This is a genomic window from Niallia sp. Kr1, from assembly GCF_050389805.1.
In the GTDB taxonomy this organism is placed as follows: Bacteria; Bacillota; Bacilli; order Bacillales; family Cytobacillaceae; genus Bacillus_BD.
In genome coordinates, this window is the sequence record NZ_CP130945.1 from 2,715,187 (window position 1) to 2,734,061 (window position 18,875).

Here is an 18,875-nt window from a genome sequence, read left to right on the forward strand (position 1 = left end):
TCTTCAATAGGATGATTAAATCAATTTGTTCATTTAAACAACCAATGGAGTGACAATCAGTACGATTATAAATGCCGTAATTAAACGCATCGTAATTCCTAATACTGCTGCACTTATTGCTTCTCTTTCATTTAAGTCTGAATTAGCTGCCCAAACAACAGGAATTTGACCAAAGACAGTAGACAATGGCAAACCTGAAGAGGCTAAAACGAACGAACCGATTACCAAACGTGGGTCCATAGTAGATGCAACTTCTGCTAATTTTCCCATCGCCAAGGTTGGACTTGCCAAAATCGATAAAATTCCTGTTTCAGGATCTATATTTAAGGTTAAAAGAACCGAGGATAGTCCTGACTCAATATAAGTCCAGACACCGGCATAATCTAATATTCCAATAGCTGCAAGAACGACGGCTACAGCAGGGATGATTAATAAGAACAATAATTCGGCGCCTTCTCTTGCTGCATTAAAAAGGGTAGGCATGAATTTTGTTTCGGGGGTAAATTTTGGCAAATTTTCAAGTTGTACAGCCTTCGTATTTCGATAAAACGTTTTGGATAATAAAAAAGGCACAAAAATGACAGGGATAAAAACAGCAAGAACCACAACAATAAAGGCGTCGACGCCAACAGCTGTTAGAGCCACTATGCCTAACATAAAGGTCGAAAAAGATTGCTGAGATTGAACCATTGTAATAACAGCAATCTTTTGTTCATCTTTTGTTGCACCAGCTCTTTTTAAAATAGGTCCAGCAATTTTACCTGCTGCATTAATATCACCTAAAATATTATATATACTTGGGATGGCGACTGCTGGATTAATATTCATCCGTCTTGTAACCGGTATAAAAATCCTCATTAATGCATCAGTAAATCCGAGTCTTTCTAACAATCTTCCAATAATCACACTGACAATAATCGCCACTCCAACTGTTCCTGTTAAAAATACATTGACCACGGTTGGGTATACACGATCAACAATAGCACTAAAGGCACCTGCTAGTGTTGCGGGTGAAATGAACAGCACGAGTAATGACGTTATCACTAATACAAGTCCAATGACTTCAATTCTTGTCCATGAACGTAATTTAGGCTGGTCGATCGCTATTTCTTCAATATTTGGTCTAGTTTCAGTATTCATTTCACTCATTTATATCGCCCCCAACATTATATATCATTTTTCACCTTTTGAATTAGATATTGCGAAGCCATATCATAGGCATATTGCTTCATATCAAGCGTGCCGACTTCATCTAATCTAGTACTAGTAATTCTCTCACGAAAAATCACTATCTCTACTCCTGGTAAAAGGGATTGAAGAGCATAGGCGAGTGGTAATCCATTTTCTAGAATTTCTAAAACATGACAATTGCCTACAACAAAATTGAGTCCCAATTCTCTAGCCGTTTCGATTAATTCATGTCCTTCATAAACACGACTGATTGAAGCCAAGACGGTATCTGCTTCAGGATGCTCTATAACAGCCTGACGTAAATGATCAGAAGTAAAACCAGTATGCGGGAAAATATGGAGAATATTTTCAACCAAACTATCTTCATTTCCTACTAGAATTCTACCTTTTGTGACTAAGCTAGTTTCAATGAGAGAAGAGACCCCACGTATTTCCTTTTCTACAAATACTAGCGATTCTTCTTCATGTAATCCCATAAATCGATCCAATCTATGAAGCATATCTCCTAATGTGCGGACATCTGCTACTGTTTTTCCAACAAATAGCACATTTCCATGTTCGCCACCATATGAAATTTCAGAACGATAGGCTCGATGTCCATGTAAAAATGAAATTCCAGGGTGAAGACCATGGAAAGCTTCATGAAGTTCAAAAGCGGCAATTCCATATAAATCTAAATAGTTTTTAAGTGTGACTCCACCCGAATTCGCGGCTTCTGCGATGGGATGGTGAGCGACAATCGCATCAACACCTGTTGCTCCGGCCATTTCAATACTTCCTTCAGTCATGGTCATGGTAACTGCGATTTTTTTTATTTCTTTGTCTAAATCTCCATAAACAAGACCTGGTGTTTCAACAATACTTTTACCAGGTAAATTGGATGATTTCATTAAAACAAAAGGGTGCTTACCTGACGAGTAATCGGCATGTGATTTAATCACTCTGCCACCTGTTAGCTCATCTAATGCTTGTAAAATATCTTTTACATAAAACATAATTCTACCTCCTATTTTTGTTAGAATAGGCTTTTCCATGTTTCTTGTTGAATAACAAGCTAAATCTGTTTATTGAAAAGTTTGAATGTACAGATACAGCTATTGAAATGTCAAACATATGGGGAATTAAGCCTTAAAAATATAAAAAACCGCCAATACAAATCGGACAGATGTAGCAACTGTCTGAAAGTATTGACGGTTTTCCTGCACTCAAATAGAGTTCATTTTACCAGTCTCATTTTTAATTATTTATAAACCAGAAAGATAATGCTTGGCATCCTTGTCCAAAAAAATCAGTGTACCCGAATATTCTGTAACGGGATCATAATCTTTTAAGACAGAATGGACTTTCATTTGATATTTTTCTTCTAGAACCTTTTGTATTTCTAATTTAAATGAATCAATAATGGCCATATCTGCCATGCGGGTAATAAGTCGATTGTTCTCGTCCAAAAATTTTAATGAGGAAATTCTTTTATGTATGGCGAAAATAATCACTTTATCCCCAACAATATCGACCTTTTGACGTTTCACACCAGTGTCAAACATCCGAAGGTTAATCGAATTGTAATCCTTAATTAATTCCTGTTTAAATTGACCGACTGACCAAAGCATTCCATCACCTATTATTTTAAGTAGTGGTTGAAAAAAACATTTTAAATGATAGAATTTTCTGAAATTTAATCTATATTAAATCTATCATACGATATCTGATTTGTAAATAAGAATTTTTTATTTTATTAGAACTCTTTCATTTAAATAGAAAAACCATCTAGATTTCTAGATGGCGTCTAAACTTTTATAAAACTAATCCACAACAATATACCCAATCATAGGTCCATTTTGTTCAAGAGTTTGATGAGCCGTGCAAATTAATCGGTATGTGCCTTCTTTATCAAAACGGACGGTAAGTTCGGATTCTTTTCCCTTCTGTATGACACCTTTGTAGTCCGTTCCTTCAATGTAAAATGGATGTTCTTTACCATTGACCCCATAAATCTTTAGTGTCACATTTTGCCCTTTTGGAACAACAACGGTTCCCGGATCCCATCGGTAGGCTTCAATTTCTTTACCGTCATCGGTCTTAGTTGAAAATTCACCTGTTACCATATTAATAACATAAGTGTTTTCTGAATTTGTTAATTGTCCACTTGTCGGCATCGGTTCAGATTGATTCAAATACCAAGTACCTAAAAATAAAAATGGAATCGCTGGTAAAATAAAGAGTCCAAGTTTACGAGTTAGACTGTCCTTCATGGAAATCCCTCCCAGGATAGCTTGTCTGTAGAGTATATGAAGCAGGGGAGGGGAACTTGTCTAAAAGGTTGAGATTTTTGCAATAAAAAAAGCAGCGTCAATATAGTCGCTGCTTTGTATAAAAAAGATCCACTTTCAATTTTAGTAGTAGGTCTAAATTATAGTTCATTTTCCATTTCAATTCTTTTATAAGCAAATTCATAAGTGTTTTCAAGAGTATGATCATTCATTTGTTCTAACTGGATTGGATCCCCACCAAAATAATTCACTAAAAATTGAATCATATTTTCACGTTCTTGAATGGATACCATTTTGTAAATCATCCCCTTTTTAATTAATATATAACATGTTTATTATATTTTTAACTATTATATAACAGCTATTCATAAAAATCCACTGTATTATAGAAATATTTTGAAAATGGTTGAATGCCTAGATTTTTTTAGATAGGGAAGGGGGAATAGGTTAGAGGTGATAAGACTTCTCGTGTAAGAAATCAAATAAAAAAAACAGCGAATAAATCGCTGTTTATTTAAAGAAACTTAATAAAACTTTTAAATTTTCTTCGTAAAGATTGAAGTATGCCTTTTGAGTAGATTTAATTTGATTTTTGAATTCTTCTCTAATCTTTTGTTGTTGTTCAAAACCGCTTTGTACGTTTTGTTTGAATTGCTCTTGAGATTGGCTTAAATAGTTCAAACCATCTTGATAGGGTTTAAACGCGAATTCTTGTACTTGTTTTGTCCATGTATCAGCTTGTGCATAAAATTGATCTACTACGTTACCTACAGTAGGACCATATAGAGATTGAAGATTTGCTTTTGTAGATTCACGAAGATTATCGTAAAACTTTTTTTGTTCTTCTTCAATTTGTGAAAGATCAAAGTTAAAGAATCCCCATGTACTATTTTTTGTATCTAAAGCTTCTAAGAATTTTTCTTCTAATTCTGTTTGAACAGCAAAAACTCTGTCTAGGTTTTCTTCCCAAGAATTTAATAACGATTCGTTTAGATTTACAACTGCTCCATTATTTTGCTCAACTTCACGTTTTTTTGTTACTTCTGTTACAACAATAGTTCCTTTTGTTGTTTCTGGATTTTTTGTACTTTGTGTCATGAAAATTCCTCCTAAAAATATAATGATAAAGTCTACTTCTGTATTGAAAACTTCTACCAAACAAGAAGCTTTACTTTCATTCTTGATGAAAATAATAGAACTTATAAATAAGTCTATATGTGTAATTTACACCTAAACGAGAAGAAAGTAAAGCTATTTTTCTGAAATTTATCAATTATTTCTCTTTTCTGTGATAGAACGCTAAAAAGCAGATGTTATGATAATGCCGTTACGTCATGTTAAAATGAGTGTTATCTAAATAAAACAAGGGGTGGGACTATGAAAATTACATCGATCGAACCGACTCCAAGTCCGAATACGATGAAAATTAATCTAGATGAAGAGCTCCCAATGGGAAAAAGCCATAATTATAAAAAAGATGCTAAAGAAGGGGCACCAGAAGCGGTGCAAAAGATTCTTGAAATTGAAGGGATTAAAGGCGTCTATCATGTCGCAGACTTTTTGGCGGTTGAACGAAATGCAAAATTTGATTGGCGCGAAATTTTACCTTTAGTACGAAAAGCTTTTGGACAAGATGAGGGCAATGAAAGGGAAAAGGGACAGAGTATCAATGAGCATTTCGGTGAAATTAAAGCTCAGGTTCATATGTACAAGGGAGTACCCGTGCAAATTAAGTTAACTGACGGAACAGAAGAAAAACGCTATGCCCTACCAGATGTTTTCGCAAAGTCAGCTATAGAGGTTCAAGGACCGAATGATAATCTCGTGATGGTGAGAAGATGGAAGGACTATGGCGTTCGTTATGGAGAGTTGGACCAAATTGGTGCAGAAATGCAAGAGGAATTGATGGCTGCTTATCCACCTCAACGGTTGGAGGCAATTGTCAGTGCAGCTAAAAGTCCAGAACAGGAAAGAGCTGGAATAGAACGAAAAAAAGTAACTTTAGATGAATTTAATGATCCTGATTGGCGCAAACGATATGGTCTTCTTGAACAAATGCCAGATCCTACTGTGGAAGATTTACCTTTGTTATCTAAAGCATTAAAGGATGAAAAAGCTTCTATACGCAGATTGGCAACAGTCTATCTCGGAATGATTGAAGAAAAGGCGGTCCTACCACTTTTATACAAGGCGTTAAAAGATAAAAGTGTTACAGTAAGAAGAACAGCAGGGGACTGTTTGTCTGACTTAGGCTTCACTGAAGCCATTGAAGCAATGTCGGTTGCTTTAAAGGATGAAAGCAAACTGGTCCGCTGGCGTGCAGCCATGTTTTTATATGAAGTAGGAGATGAAAGTGCTTTACCTGCTTTGAAAGCAGCCCAACAAGACTCTGAATTTGAAGTAAGCCTTCAAGTGAAACTTGCGATTGCACGAATTGAAGGGGGAGAAGAAGCAAAAGGGTCGGTGTGGAAACAGATGACAGAAGCTCGGAAGAAATAAAAAAGCGAGAATAACATAGTGCAGGCACCTTCCATTTAATGGAAGGTGCCTGTCACTTTTGTTAACTCACTATCCGATAGTATTCCTTTGCTGTTAGGGAATAGATTATTGCGTAGAAGACGGCAAAGACAAGAATGGTTCCACATGTTGTTAAAACGAACAGCGTCGTATCGGTTAGACTGAATAAAGCGAGAAGATCAGTAATCACCGGAAAGGCAAAAGCGATATGGATGATCGCAGTAACGAGAGGCAAGTAAAAGACCATCAATACCTGACTGCGGATCGCTTTTTTAACTTCTGCTTTACTTAGCCCAACCTTTTGCATAATTTCAAAACGATGTCGGTCATCAAACCCTTCGGAAATCTGTTTGTAATAAATGATTAAAACAGTCGCCATAATAAACAAGGCTCCTAAAAAAATCCCCAAGAAGAATAGACCCCCATATAAGGAATAAAAGGACTCTCTAGATTCTTCTGCGCTTTCTACTGAATAATCTAAATCCATTTCTTTTATTTTATTTTGAATCGTATGTGTTAACTCAATTTCATCCTCTGCCATTCCATTTGTGTCAAAACCAAAATAGTAAGATAAGTCTATTAAACTTTCAGGTTTTTCGTTGATCAAGTCATTTATTTCTTCAATCGTTCTCATATCCGGAACCACAAGGGAGTATGTGTTCACCACCACGTTTGAGGCAATTCCTTCAATGAAAAAGGTTTCTAAACGATCTTTAATTCGAAATTCTTGTCCAGAAATAGAAAGGGTGTCCTGAATAGATTCTCCCTGATAGGTGTATAATAAAACTTCATTCTTATCTAATACGACCGATTTCTTTTCCATCCGATTATATTCATTCAATGGGATGAGCGTGAGTATGGATACTTCATTCATGGATACGTTATCCGTTGACCTTTTAGAAAAAGTATTACCGTTTTGAATCACCGGAAAAGCAGTGTAGCGATAATGGATGGAATTCTCGATTCTCAGATTGTGCTTCTCCGCCTCCTCTGCGATCATCTCATTCATTTTTTTCGATTCATCTTCCGATACATTTTGCGCAGACACTGAAATATCTCTTGGAAAGCGGGTCCTGAGTTGATCTTCTACACCAATATATAGGGCAATCGTCGTTGAAAGCATCACGAGAACAGCGGTTGATAAAATACAAATACTAGCTAAACCCACTGCGTTTTGCTTCATGCGATAAATCATACCGGAAATATTGATAAAATAGCTCGTTTTATAATAAAAGTTCTTGTTTTTTCGAAGCATTTTTAACATGGTAATCGTTCCTGCTGTAAATAAGGAGTAAGTTCCAATGATGACGAGAACAACGGCGATAAAAAATATTTCTAATGCATCTAAAGGAGTCTCAGTGGTTAAAGCAATATAATATCCACTTGCAAGCGCAACGACTCCGATTATCGTTAAGACCCATTTGGTTTTCGGTTCTTTTTCACCTGTTTGTCCACCTTTGATTAATTCGATCGGCTTGGACAGATGAATTTGTCTCATATTATTCAATAAGGTCAAAATAAAGATGAACACAAAAAGGAGGATAGTGGCACGAATGGATTCCCACGAAATATAAAAACCAAAAGGAACTTCGAATTTAACCATGTTTAGTAGCAATAAAAACATTAATTTGCTTCCGAGAATTCCGGTCACTAGTCCAACAACAAAACTGATAATAGATACAAAGAGTGTTTCCCATATCATAATCCTTGCAATATGTTTTTTCTCCATCCCAAGTATATTGAATAAACCAAACTCTTTTTTTCGACGCTTGATTAGAAAACTGTTCGTGTAGAAAAGAAAAATGACCGAAAAGATGGCAATGACATATGTACCTAATCCTAACATGTTTTTCATAGAAGTTCCGCCAGACATTTGATCCAATCCATTATTCACAGAAATAAAATGCAGGATATAGTACATCACAACGGTGCCTATGCAAGTCAGGATATATGGATAGTACGTTTTTCTGTTTTTATGGATATTCGTTAGGGCTAGTTTGGCATAAAAGAATTTACGCATTTCTTGCACCGCCTGTAGCAATCACATTTAAGGTGTCAGAGATCTTGTGAAACATGTCTGCATTTGACATCGAACCTCGATAAAGCTGATGGAAAACGACTCCGTCTTTGATAAAAAGAACACGGCTGGCGTGACTCGCGGCTTTTGTACTGTGGGTGACCATCAAAATTGTTTGACCTTCCTGATTAATTGACGTAAATAAATCCAGTAATTCTTCAGTGGTACGGGAATCTAATGCACCAGTAGGTTCATCTGCCAAAATCAGCTTTGGATTTGTAATTAGAGCTCTTGCGACAGCGGTCCGCTGCTTTTGACCACCTGATACTTCATAAGGAAATTTTTGTAGGATCGTTTGAATACCTAATTTTTTAGCAATAGGCCCAAGAGCACTATTCATTTCATTAAAAGACTTGCCCGAGAGAACAAGCGGTAAAAAGATATTATCCTGAATCGAAAACGTATCGAGCAAATTAAAGTCCTGAAACACAAAACCTAGATTTTCGCGCCGGAACATAGAAATTTCTTTTTCCTTTATAGCTACTATGCTTTTTCCATTTAAAAGTACTTCCCCGCTTGTTGGTTTATCAAGTGCCGCTAAAATATTAAGTAACGTTGTTTTGCCCGATCCAGATTCTCCCATAATCGCTACATACTCACCTGATTCGACTGAAAAGGTGACATCAGATAAGGCCTGAACTTCATTTCCCCCGAAACGGGAGGTATAGATCTTTTTTAAATTTTTCACATCTAACATAAGCATTTAAATAACCACCGCCTTTCATCTTTAAGCTCAGTATAGCAAAACGAGGAAAGTAGCCGACATCGCTTTGGCTTACATTTCCTCGTCTAAAACTAACATTTTTGTAAGATTGGGCTTTCGTTACTCAACTTGCATTTCTTTAGTAGCTAAATGAATGGATACTTTTGTTCCTTTTCCTACCTGTGATTCAATTTCTAACGTATGAGACAACTTGGTTAAAATTTGCTTACAAAGGTATAAGCCGATTCCAGTCGACTTTTTATCAGCGCGTCCATTATACCCGGTATAGCCTTTTTCAATAACACGAGGCAGATCTTCCGGTGCTATTCCAATTCCTGTGTCTTCGATCACAAGCGTTTTTTCTCTTGAAGGATCCATATAAATGGAAATCGTCCCATGATCGCTGTATTTGATGGCATTGGATAAAATTTGTTCAATAACAAAAACAAGCCATTTTTCATCAGTTAATACATCCACATTTAAGTCCGTATAAGTTAGTTTAATTTTTTTTCGAATGAACATTCTAGCATACTTACGGATGGCTTGTTTGACAATTTCATCTAAATGATATTTTGTTAGAACATAATCCGTAGAAGTTTGGTCAAGACGCAGATATTGCAGGACCATTTCTACATACTGTTCGATTTTAAAAAGTTCCAATGACAACTCATCTTTTTGTTCGTTTTCCTCAACCTGGATTAAAAGGTTCATGGCGGCAATGGGTGTTTTAATTTGATGAGCCCATAAAGTAAAATAGTCAACCATGTCCGTACGAATCTCATCGGCTTTCGAAACGATTTGCATATGATCTTGGTGTAGACGGGTGATCAATGTTTGATAGTTTTCCTCGATTAGCCCTTTTGGCATCGGAAGATCCTCAGTACTTTTGGTTATTTTAGTTTGTAGTTCTGTTAATAATCGGTGTTGCTTAATGTATTTGATAAAATCAAAGCATCCAACGAATAAACCAATATAAAAACTAAGGGTAAAAGCATAGAGTACAGGTTCCAATGGGAGTTGATATAGGAAAAAGACAATCAAAAAGATCCCAGCAAAACAACTGAAGAGGAGTATAAGGCTTATGCGGTCCTTTAAATAAGTGAGTAACAGTTTACTAAATTTTTTCATGGTCAATTTACCAAATAGCCGATTCCTTTTTTCGTCTTGATCAAGTCATTGAGCCCTAGTTCAGTTAATTTTTTTCGTAACCGATTGATATTAACGGTTAGTGTATTATCATCAATGAAGTGATCTGTTTCCCAAAGACGTGCCATCATCGTCTCTCTAGTAACGGTCTTTCCTTTGTTTTCAAAAAGTATATGGAGGATTTTATAATCGTTTTTGGATAACTCTAATTTCTTTCCATTAAACGTTAAGGTAGAGTCACTTGTATTCAGGATCGCTCCTTTATGTTCCAGTAAATGAGATTGTCCAGTAAAATCGTAGGTCCGGCGCAATAATGCTTGTACCTTAGAAGTAAGGACATTCAGATCAAACGGTTTGGCAATAAAATCATCCCCGCCCATGTTGATAGCCATAACAATATTCATATTATCAGAGGCAGAAGAGATAAAGATAATCGGTACCTGGGACACTTTGCGAATCTCGGTACACCAATGATAGCCGTTGAAAAAGGGCAATGAAATATCTAGAAGGACCAACTGAGGGTCAAAGGAAACAAATTGGGTCAACACATTTTTGAAATCTTCCGCACACTCCACTTCATATCCCCATGATATGAGATGCTTCATCAGCGATTTCGCTATAATAGAATCGTCTTCAATGATCAAAATCTTGTACATAAACCTACCCCTTTCAGCTATTTCAAGATTTTAATTATTTTATTATTATACCATTACATTGAAAGAGTGACAGATGCCTGCTAGTCACTGTAAGGTACTTTTTATAAAGCAAATCAATTGAACTTTCGCAAAAACCTTCATAATATATTAGCAGCCACTTTTTATCTCTATCAATATAGCAAATCAAAGTTATTTATAAGTCCCATCTACATCAAGATGAAAGGATGGTGCAAGAATGACGTGGGACATTTTAAATTTCATTGGAACGATTGCGTTTGCGATAAGTGGTACTATTGTTGCCATGGAAGGGGAATATGATCTTTTAGGTGTTTACTTTTTAGATCTTGTGACCGCTTTTGGTGGGGGAGCGATCCGTAATCTATTAATTGGGGTTCCGGTTTCGGCTTTATGGGATCAAGGTTTGTTATTTCTATCGGCGATTACGGTTATTACCATTGTATTTATTTTTCCAATGAAGACGTTAAAGCATTGGGAAAAATGGGGACTTTATACATATGCGATTGGACTTTCTGCATTTGCCATCCAAGGCGCTCTCTATGCGACAGAAATGAATCATCCGCTTAGCGCTACTCTTGTTGCGGCTTTGTTAACAGGAAGTGGAGGGGGTGTCCTTCGTGATGTTCTTGCGGGAAGAAAACCACTGCTTTTGCAAACAAAGGATATTTATGGTGTGTGGGCAATACTAGCAGGACTTTTCGTGGGAATTGGAGTTACGAACCAATCATGGGAGCCCTATCTGCTATTCATTGCAATTGTTGTTTTACGAGTATTAACGGTTATGTATAATTGGAAATTGCCATTCCGTTCAATTAAAGCGGAACAGGTTTCTCAAAGATAAGCACCTTCTAGTTCACTAGAAGGTGCTTATCTTATCTGTTTATTAGAGGAGGGAGAGAAACACTTCTTTAAACTTTTCTCGATCTTCTGAGGTAAAGGGTTTTGGACCTTTGGTTCGTTTACCACTTTTTCGAATCATCGCACTGACATAACGGGATTGTAACAATTGATCAATGTTTTCATTGGTATAAATAAATCCCTTGTGGTGAAGAACCGTACAGCCTTTTGCCAAACCGAGGGATGCAAGACCATAATCTTGTGTTACAATCAGATCTCCATTTTGTGCTAATTTCATAATTCGATAATCAGCAGCATCTGCACCTGAATCAACATAAATCGTTTCGACACCTTCAGGATTTTTCGTAGCTGAATAATGGGAAAAACTCGTAACAAGTGTAACGGGGATATTAGCCTTTGTTCCTTCTGAAATAATAATATCTTTTACCGGACAGGCATCTGCATCAACATAAATCTTCATCCAATCTCACCTACAATAAATTAGATTGGTGACAGGCACCCTCCAGAAACTGGAAGGTGCCTGTCACTCTATTACTCAAATCATATAGAAAAATTCTCAAAAGAACAAAGATTAATCATTTATATATAGACTAAAAAGTGATAGACTAGTGATTGTATAATATTCTAAATATTACAAATAAACAAATGAACATATGACAAGTATTGGAGGCATAAGCGAGATGTCCAATAATAAGGCTAATTCCTTAGGACAATTTTTATTTATCAACGGAAAACAATTAGAGTCAGATACATATTCAGATTTATTTTCCCCCTATTCAGGAGAAAAAATTGCTGAAATAGCCTTCTGCTTTATTTATTGCACAGATTTTTCAGGAAGCAGGTTTCCATATGCCGTACTTAATGTGGTAACTGGATCAGGAAGTGTGGTAGGGGAAACCATTATTCGTGATGAGCGCGTTGGAATGATTACGTTTACAGGAAGTCCGGCTGTCGGAATAGGAATTCGCAATAAAGTAGGTTTAAAGAAAACAACATTAGAACTGGGATCCAATGCAGCTGTCATTGTCGATCAAGGCGTGGAAATTAATAAAATCATTGACCGCCTTATTACAGGAGCTTTTTCAAACCAAGGTCAGTTATGTATTTCTCTCCAGCGTACTTATGCACACGAAGATCTATTTGATGAGCTAGTTGATAAATTAGCAGTAGCTGCAAAATTTTTAAGGATCGGGGTTCCATTAGATCCAGAAACGTATATTTCAGCTCTTATTTCAAAAAAAGACACAGAACGAGCACTAAGTTGGATCCAAGAAGCTGAGCAAAAGGGGGCAACTGTTGTAATGGGTGGTCGTACACAACAAGGAATCTTAGAACCGACCATTTTGACGAATGTAGATCCGCATCTGAGCGTTTCTTGTCAGGAAATTTTTGCGCCTGTTGTCAATGTATGCTAAATCATTTGTTTAGGAGTGAAAAAAATGAAAACGTTTAAAATAGCGCTTATTCCAGGGGATGGTGTTGGTCCAGAAGTCATCAGAGAAGGGGTAAACGTCTTAAATACCTTAGCAGATTTGGATCAAACGTTTACGTTTGAGTGGACAGAATTCCCATGGGGTTGTGAATATTATACAAAGCATGGTGTCATGATGGATGAAGATGGACTTGAAAAATTGAAGTCTTTTGATGCCATATATTTAGGAGCTGTTGGATACCCAGGAGTTCCCGACCATATTTCGTTATGGGATTTACTACTTAAAATTCGTAAAGGTTTTGATCAATACGTCAATATTAGACCCATTACATTATTAAAAGGAGCTCCACCTGCCTTACTTAACGTTGAGCGAGAAGAAATTGATATGCTGTTTATCCGTGAAAATAGTGAAGGAGAATATGCCGGTGCAGGGGACTGGCTTTTTAAAGGTCAAGAAAATGAAGTTGTCCTGCAGAATGGCGTTTTTTCAAGAAAAGGAACAGAACGGATTATTCGCTATGCCTTTGAGGTAGCTCGAAAAGAAGGAAAAACACTAACCAGTATCAGTAAGGGAAATGCATTAAATTATTCGATGGTATTTTGGGATCAAGTGTTTGAAGAAGTAAGCAGGGAATACCCGGATGTTGGAAAGGCTTCTTATTTAGTAGATGCAGCGGCGATGCTCATGATAAAAGATCCAAAACGATTCGAAGTCGTGGTAACATCTAATTTATTCGGGGATATCTTGACGGATTTAGGAGCATCGATTGCGGGTGGTATTGGACTTGCTGCAGGAGCAAATATTAATCCAGAAAGAACGTATCCTTCTATGTTTGAGCCGATTCATGGATCAGCCCCTGATATTGCTGGGAAGAATATCGTTAATCCACTAGCAGCCATTTGGTCAGCAAGTCAAATGATGGACTTTTTAGGATATGAAAAGTACGGTGCTCTCATCTTAGAAGGGATTCAACAAGTGTTAATCGAAGGGGAGACGTTAACTCCAGACATGGGTGGGACGTCAACCACGAAAGATGTTGGACAAGCTGTGATCAAGCATTTATGTCCCATGATTCAACAATAGGATTTAAAAAGCGTACCTTTCAGAAACTCGAAGGTACGCTTTTATGGTTATTTATTCATCCATCAAACTAAATTCATGAACCCAGACTCTCATTTGTGGAAGCCATGGCATTCCAGGGTGAAGGGATAGGATGGATTGTTTGTACTCTTCTACAGAAGCATAGCCTTCTCGTTTAGCATCCTCATCCGTTAATTCTCCTAAAGATTGGGAATAGACCTTTTCTACGACAAATTTCTTTCCCTTTAATTCCATAATTTCACCTGGATCTGCATATCTACCATTTCGTCTGGTTGCCGTTTTTTCACCTGCTAATACTTTTTCAACATCTTTTTCGATTGTCACCAGTCGCTCAATGGAGCATGTTTTTGGTGGTAAATCATGATTTTCTATGGATTGATTCAATGAAATTTCATCCTTTCTTCTTTAACCATTCAATTATGTATTCAAGGTTGACCATTGCTTGAGAAATAATACCTTTACATTATTATAGAGTTTCTGAAGAAAAAGTGCCACTATCTGCTATATGGATGGTGGCACTTTTCCAATTTCAATCGGACAGTTTTACTGCCTTGATGAATCCTGTTTACCTGACTGTTGACCTTGTACTTGTTGCTGAAGAGCTTGTTGTGACTGATTTAATTGACCTGTGATTTGATTTAACATGTTCATGGATTGAAGCGATTGTTCAACACTGCTCAACATTTGGGCAGTTTGTTGAATTGATTGTTGTAATTGTTGGAATGTTTTTTGCTGTTGCTGTTGGGCTTGATAACTAAAATTCTGCATTTGTTGTAATAGTTGATAAGGTTGGAGCACTTCTGAAAACTGGTTATTCATTTCTAAATCATTGGTTCCATAGTTCTTTAGAGTCGATTGGATTTCTTTTAATTGATCCTTTAAAGGTGCTAGTTCTGTAGCGATTTCTTCTTCCACTTTCTCAGAAGCCATACGCTCAATTTTAGCTTTCTCTGCCGCTTTGGCTCTTTCTTTAAACTCCGTATCTTTTTCCATCGCTATTTCCTCCTTGAATTGATTTTCTGGAGAAGATTTTGATTTAACTGCACCTGCCGGAATGGGTTTTACTTTATTTTTTATATTATTAAAATTTAACGAAGCAACTAAAAACAAAATAATTAGGAAGATCAACATTCCATAAATGGTAATGCACCTCCAATTCATGTCTAACATCATTCATGTTGGACAAGGATATTATTTACTTGATGTAGGGATTTTATTTTACTTTATATGAATTCTAAAAAATACATATATATAGCAAAAAAGGAATGAACTCAGCGTAAAATTTGAAATTTAAGGGCAATAAATTAAGTTAAAATAACAATTAGAAGGTTATAATTGAAGTCCTTTTTTCGTAATAACCGGTATTTAACTTCAACATAGCTACTAAAATTTGTAAGGTATTAGATTTTATAAATCAATTGATACTAATTAAAAGTCAGCTTAGTATATTGTTCTTAGAATATTAATGGTCAAGCGCTTGAATTTTTGGAATATTCAGAGTAAAATGGAAGAGCCTACCACTAGGACAAGATTAAAGGAGCGTGGTTTTTCTGAAACGAAAAGTCTTGGCTTTAACTTTGTGTACTTCCATTTTCTTTGGAGGGGGATTAATTGGAGCAGGGAATTCCGCTATAGCAAGTGAAAACGAATCGCTTATTCCTGGTGCTCATTCTGTCCAGCAAACCTATTTTAATGGGAAAGAAGAAAATTGGCTGACAACAGCTAACCCTACACAATTGACACAAGCAACTCTTTTTGGTAACAGCGGTTTGGCACCTACTAACTGGGGGGATAAAGATTTAGGTACAGGATGGCATCAAATGAATAAACCTGCTCCAATAACCGGAACTCAGATTAATGGTATTTTCGATGACGCACAGTTTGTGATTCGTGTTCCTGATAATTGGAATGGAAAACTTGTAGTTTCTGGGATTCCAGCAACAAGAAACGAAACCTCTACGGACCTTTTATTTAGTGACTTTGTCCTTGAAAAAGGTTATGCATTTGCTGCAATTGATAAAGGAACACAGGGAGAGGCTTCAACTTCTGATCCTTTTGCAAAAGCCAAAAATGCTCTAGTAGATGACGATGACAGTGTTTCAGAATGGAACCTTCGCTTCCGCCAAGTTACAAAAGCTGCTCAACGATACTTAAAAGAAAATTTTAGTGATCAACTTATTAGTCCAACTGATTCTTCAAATCCTGCAAGTGATTTAGTCAGCGATACTCATAAAGTGCCGACTTATGCAATGGGGATTTCCAATGGCGGCTATGTAGTCCGATATGCACTTGAACATGATGGACCGGAAAAAACAGGAGAACCCCGTCTGTTTGATGGAGGAGTTGACTGGGAAGGTGTACTTTGGACTGAAAAAACACCAAATCTTATAAGTTCCCTTACTCCGGTTGTTAATAATGCTGAACAAGCTATTTATGGAACTGGGAAGGAAAAAGAAAAAGCAATCAAAAAATTGTATAAAGCAGGGTTGCCAAAAGGTTCCGAAAAGCTATGGCCTTACCATGACCAAGTGTATTGGTTTGTCACTCTAAATATTTACCGCGATCATTTTGACCCGAGTGCTCCAGGAGGTATTCCATGGGAGGATTACTTGAACTTCAATGGAGCTATAAGGGATCGTACTTATGACCACATCTTTGAAAACTATAAATATGTCTCAAGACCGAAAGAAGTTAAAGAAAAAATCAAAGCCATCGCCAATACTGGAGATATTGATGTTCCGTTAATTAGTTTTACAGGGTCACTGGATGCTTTAATTTTCCCTGAAATTCATGCGGAAGGCTATCAAAAACTAGTAAAAAAAGCGGGTAAAGAACACTTGCACCGTCTTTATACCATTGAAAACGGGAATCATGTAGACAGTCTTGTTTGGAATGCTGGGGCAGATCCAGAAAAGGAACTTCAACCTTTATTGCCATATGCCCATCAAGCCTTTGATTTACTAGTTGATTGGGTCGAAAATAAATCCATACCTCCAGAAAGCAAGACTATTCCTACGCCAGAAAATCCTGTAAAAGTAAGGGATTTAATAACTGGAGAGGAAAGGGACCCACGTCTAGATTAATAATAAACTTGTGGGGAAAGAGAATGTTTTGTCACAATAGAAGAACTCAAAGTGTCAGGTATCTTCCATTTTATGGATGGTTCCTGACGCTTTTTATTTATAATAAAGGAAATAAAAAATACGCCACCGCCTTTATTAAGGGTGTACCTCGATTTTTCTTTAAAAAAGGTCGTTTTTCTTTTATACTAGTATAATGTGTGTTGATTTTGAACAAACAGGTGATAAACGTAAAACGTTTGATGCTATACAGGAATTTTTGGCTTTATAAGGAGGCACTTGATTTGACGATGACTAGAGGAGAAACGATGGTTGCGGAAATCAACCGTTTAGATGAAAAAGGATCAGGCCAAGCTGTTGTTTGGAGAGAAAATGAAGAGGGAAATCGCAAGAAATTAAAGCTGATCATTCCGCAAACCCTGCCTGGTGAAAAAGTACAGGTAACGGTTGATCAACCGGATCGAAAACGACGGAAAGCCCTACCAGAAGAAATTCTTGAGGCAAACCCACAGAGAATAGAAGCTCCATGTCCACATTTTGATAAATGTGGTGGCTGTGTTTGGCAGCATTGGTCTTATGAAGGACAACTCGAACATAAGACTGGCTATGTGAAACATGAGATTGAGTCACAAGGATTCGATCCGACGTTGGTTCGCGATACGATCGGAATGGACGAGCCTTGGCATTATCGAAATAAAATGGAGTTTACCTTTGCAACTGATGGATCTATGGGACTTCATGAACAAGGAAATTTCCGAAAAATCATTTCACTTGAAACGTGTTTAATTGCTGGGAAAGAAATGGTAGAAGCTGCGATGGAAGTGGCAGATTGGGCAAAACACCATGAATTATCAGGATATAACAAGGATGCTCATGAAGGATTACTTCGCCATTTAATGGTCAGACAATCGTTTGCTACTGGAGAAATCATGCTGGCCTTATTTGCGACAGAAGGTCCAGTCGATCAGCTTGAAAAGGCTGCGACTGATTTAATATCACGTATATCGAATAAATTTCCAAAAGTAAAAAGTTTATTGTGGATGGAAAACACTGATTGGGCAGACCGAACTCAATCAGAAAAAAGTCATATTTTAGCTGGTCGTGACTTTATTTATGATGAAATGGATGGCTATCGTTTCCGTGTTTGGTTTGATACATTCTTCCAGACGAATCCAACCCAAGCGCAGAAATTAGTTGATTTAGCGATCGAAATGGGTGAACCGAAGAAAACGGAAAAAATGATTGATCTTTTCTGTGGGGTCGGTACATTCTCACTTCCGTTTGCCAATCAAGTAAAGGAACTGGTCGGAATCGAAATAGTGGAGACATCTATCGAGTCGGCTAAACGAAATGCAAACGATAATGGGATTAATAATACTTCATTTTTAGCTAAAGATGCTAGAAAAGGTTTCGATCAAGTGATCGAGGAGTTTGGTAAACCAGAATTATTATTACTTGACCCGCCACGTTCAGGTGCAGGTGGAAAAGTCATGAGAAGAATCGGTCGAGCACAACCAGAGCGAATTGTCTATGTTTCTTGTAACCCTAGTACCTTTGCAACTGATATTAAGGAACTAGAACCGTTTGGGTACGAACTACAAGTCGTTCAACCTGTAGATTTATTTCCTCACACGGTCCATGTAGAATGTTGTGCGGTGTTAACAAAAAAATTGTAGCCCAATAATAAACATTACCGATTTTCCAATAAGAACCCGAGATAATAGTAGCATGAGAGGGGGAATATAGAGTTCTTCCTCTCTTTTGTTGTTCACTTCTATCTCTTGTCATTACTCGCTTTGTCCTAAAACACACTCAGAATTTCTAT

At 36.9% G+C, this 18,875-nt stretch carries 18 protein-coding genes and 1 pseudogene; 6 read left to right on the forward strand and 13 right to left on the reverse strand.

Features of this window, described 5'->3' with window-relative positions:
- Positions 1 to 33: 33 nt before the first annotated feature.
- The 6 genes from Q5760_RS13080 to Q5760_RS13105 all read right to left on the reverse strand — a co-directional run bounded on the left by Q5760_RS13080 (position 34) and on the right by Q5760_RS13105 (position 4,559).
- Complete coding sequence (locus Q5760_RS13080) at positions 34 to 1,149, reverse strand: hypothetical protein (protein ID WP_428908091.1); 1,116 nt, start codon at positions 1,147 to 1,149, stop codon at positions 34 to 36.
- A gap of 17 nt (positions 1,150 to 1,166) precedes the next feature.
- The gene (locus Q5760_RS13085; RefSeq protein ID WP_428908092.1) at positions 1,167 to 2,186 is read right to left on the reverse strand and encodes a Nif3-like dinuclear metal center hexameric protein; all 1,020 of its coding nucleotides are present in this window, start codon (positions 2,184 to 2,186) and stop codon (positions 1,167 to 1,169) included.
- A 249-nt stretch (positions 2,187 to 2,435) separates the two neighbouring features.
- Positions 2,436 to 2,801, reverse strand: a complete 366-nt coding sequence (locus Q5760_RS13090) for a Na-translocating system protein MpsC family protein (protein ID WP_428908093.1) — start codon at positions 2,799 to 2,801, stop codon at positions 2,436 to 2,438.
- Between the two features lie 192 nt (positions 2,802 to 2,993).
- Positions 2,994 to 3,443, reverse strand: a complete 450-nt coding sequence (locus tag Q5760_RS13095) for a cupredoxin domain-containing protein (protein ID WP_428908094.1) — start codon at positions 3,441 to 3,443, stop codon at positions 2,994 to 2,996.
- Positions 3,444 to 3,601: 158 nt separating this feature from the next.
- Entirely contained in the window at positions 3,602 to 3,754 is a 153-nt protein-coding gene (locus tag Q5760_RS13100; RefSeq protein ID WP_428908095.1) for a BH0509 family protein, read from the reverse strand.
- A gap of 217 nt (positions 3,755 to 3,971) precedes the next feature.
- The gene (locus Q5760_RS13105) at positions 3,972 to 4,559 is read right to left on the reverse strand and encodes a hypothetical protein (protein WP_428908096.1); all 588 of its coding nucleotides are present in this window, start codon (positions 4,557 to 4,559) and stop codon (positions 3,972 to 3,974) included.
- Positions 4,560 to 4,838: 279 nt separating this feature from the next.
- Here Q5760_RS13105 and Q5760_RS13110 point away from each other — a divergent pair, with 279 nt between their 5' ends.
- The gene (locus tag Q5760_RS13110; RefSeq protein ID WP_428908097.1) at positions 4,839 to 5,960 is read left to right on the forward strand and encodes a conserved virulence factor C family protein; all 1,122 of its coding nucleotides are present in this window, start codon (positions 4,839 to 4,841) and stop codon (positions 5,958 to 5,960) included.
- A 61-nt stretch (positions 5,961 to 6,021) separates the two neighbouring features.
- Here the strand turns inward: Q5760_RS13110 and Q5760_RS13115 are convergent, their stop codons facing one another.
- The 4 genes from Q5760_RS13115 to Q5760_RS13130 form a co-directional block, all read right to left on the reverse strand.
- Positions 6,022 to 7,998: an ABC transporter permease gene (locus Q5760_RS13115; protein ID WP_428908098.1), complete on the reverse strand. Its 1,977-nt coding sequence runs from the start codon at positions 7,996 to 7,998 to the stop codon at positions 6,022 to 6,024.
- A complete protein-coding gene (locus tag Q5760_RS13120) occupies positions 7,991 to 8,758 on the reverse strand; it encodes an ABC transporter ATP-binding protein (protein WP_428908099.1) in 768 nt (255 codons plus the stop codon). The genes Q5760_RS13115 and Q5760_RS13120 overlap by 8 nt, the downstream gene beginning before the upstream one ends.
- A 120-nt stretch (positions 8,759 to 8,878) precedes the next feature.
- A complete protein-coding gene (locus tag Q5760_RS13125; protein ID WP_428908100.1) occupies positions 8,879 to 9,769 on the reverse strand; it encodes a sensor histidine kinase in 891 nt (296 codons plus the stop codon).
- 119 nt (positions 9,770 to 9,888) lie between these two features.
- Positions 9,889 to 10,560, reverse strand: a complete 672-nt coding sequence (locus Q5760_RS13130; RefSeq protein ID WP_428908101.1) for a response regulator transcription factor — start codon at positions 10,558 to 10,560, stop codon at positions 9,889 to 9,891.
- A gap of 235 nt (positions 10,561 to 10,795) precedes the next feature.
- On the opposite strand from Q5760_RS13130, the gene Q5760_RS13135 reads away from it, so the two are divergent.
- Positions 10,796 to 11,419, forward strand: a complete 624-nt coding sequence (locus tag Q5760_RS13135; RefSeq protein ID WP_428908102.1) for a trimeric intracellular cation channel family protein — start codon at positions 10,796 to 10,798, stop codon at positions 11,417 to 11,419.
- A gap of 42 nt (positions 11,420 to 11,461) precedes the next feature.
- Here the strand turns inward: Q5760_RS13135 and Q5760_RS13140 are convergent, their stop codons facing one another.
- Complete coding sequence (locus Q5760_RS13140) at positions 11,462 to 11,896, reverse strand: YaiI/YqxD family protein (RefSeq protein ID WP_428908103.1); 435 nt, start codon at positions 11,894 to 11,896, stop codon at positions 11,462 to 11,464.
- Positions 11,897 to 12,240: 344 nt separating this feature from the next.
- Here Q5760_RS13140 and Q5760_RS13145 point away from each other — a divergent pair.
- Both Q5760_RS13145 and Q5760_RS13150 read left to right on the forward strand, forming a co-directional pair.
- Positions 12,241 to 12,839 (forward strand): annotated as a pseudogene (locus Q5760_RS13145) (aldehyde dehydrogenase family protein); the annotation flags it as partial.
- Between the two features lie 36 nt (positions 12,840 to 12,875).
- Positions 12,876 to 13,952, forward strand: a complete 1,077-nt coding sequence (locus Q5760_RS13150; RefSeq protein WP_428908104.1) for a tartrate dehydrogenase — start codon at positions 12,876 to 12,878, stop codon at positions 13,950 to 13,952.
- A gap of 51 nt (positions 13,953 to 14,003) precedes the next feature.
- Here Q5760_RS13150 and Q5760_RS13155 read toward each other — a convergent pair whose 3' ends face one another.
- Positions 14,004 to 14,354 (reverse strand): ASCH domain-containing protein, encoded by a 351-nt coding sequence (locus tag Q5760_RS13155; protein WP_428908105.1) that lies wholly within the window; start codon positions 14,352 to 14,354, stop codon positions 14,004 to 14,006.
- A 159-nt stretch (positions 14,355 to 14,513) separates the two neighbouring features.
- Entirely contained in the window at positions 14,514 to 14,963 is a 450-nt protein-coding gene (locus Q5760_RS13160) for a hypothetical protein (RefSeq protein WP_428908106.1), read from the reverse strand.
- A gap of 557 nt (positions 14,964 to 15,520) precedes the next feature.
- Here Q5760_RS13160 and Q5760_RS13165 point away from each other — a divergent pair.
- Both Q5760_RS13165 and rlmD read left to right on the forward strand, forming a co-directional pair.
- Positions 15,521 to 17,053, forward strand: a complete 1,533-nt coding sequence (locus tag Q5760_RS13165) for an alpha/beta hydrolase (RefSeq protein ID WP_428912572.1) — start codon at positions 15,521 to 15,523, stop codon at positions 17,051 to 17,053.
- A 287-nt stretch (positions 17,054 to 17,340) separates the two neighbouring features.
- Complete coding sequence (gene rlmD / locus Q5760_RS13170; protein WP_428912573.1) at positions 17,341 to 18,726, forward strand: 23S rRNA (uracil(1939)-C(5))-methyltransferase RlmD; 1,386 nt, start codon at positions 17,341 to 17,343, stop codon at positions 18,724 to 18,726.
- Positions 18,727 to 18,875: the final 149 nt, after the last annotated feature.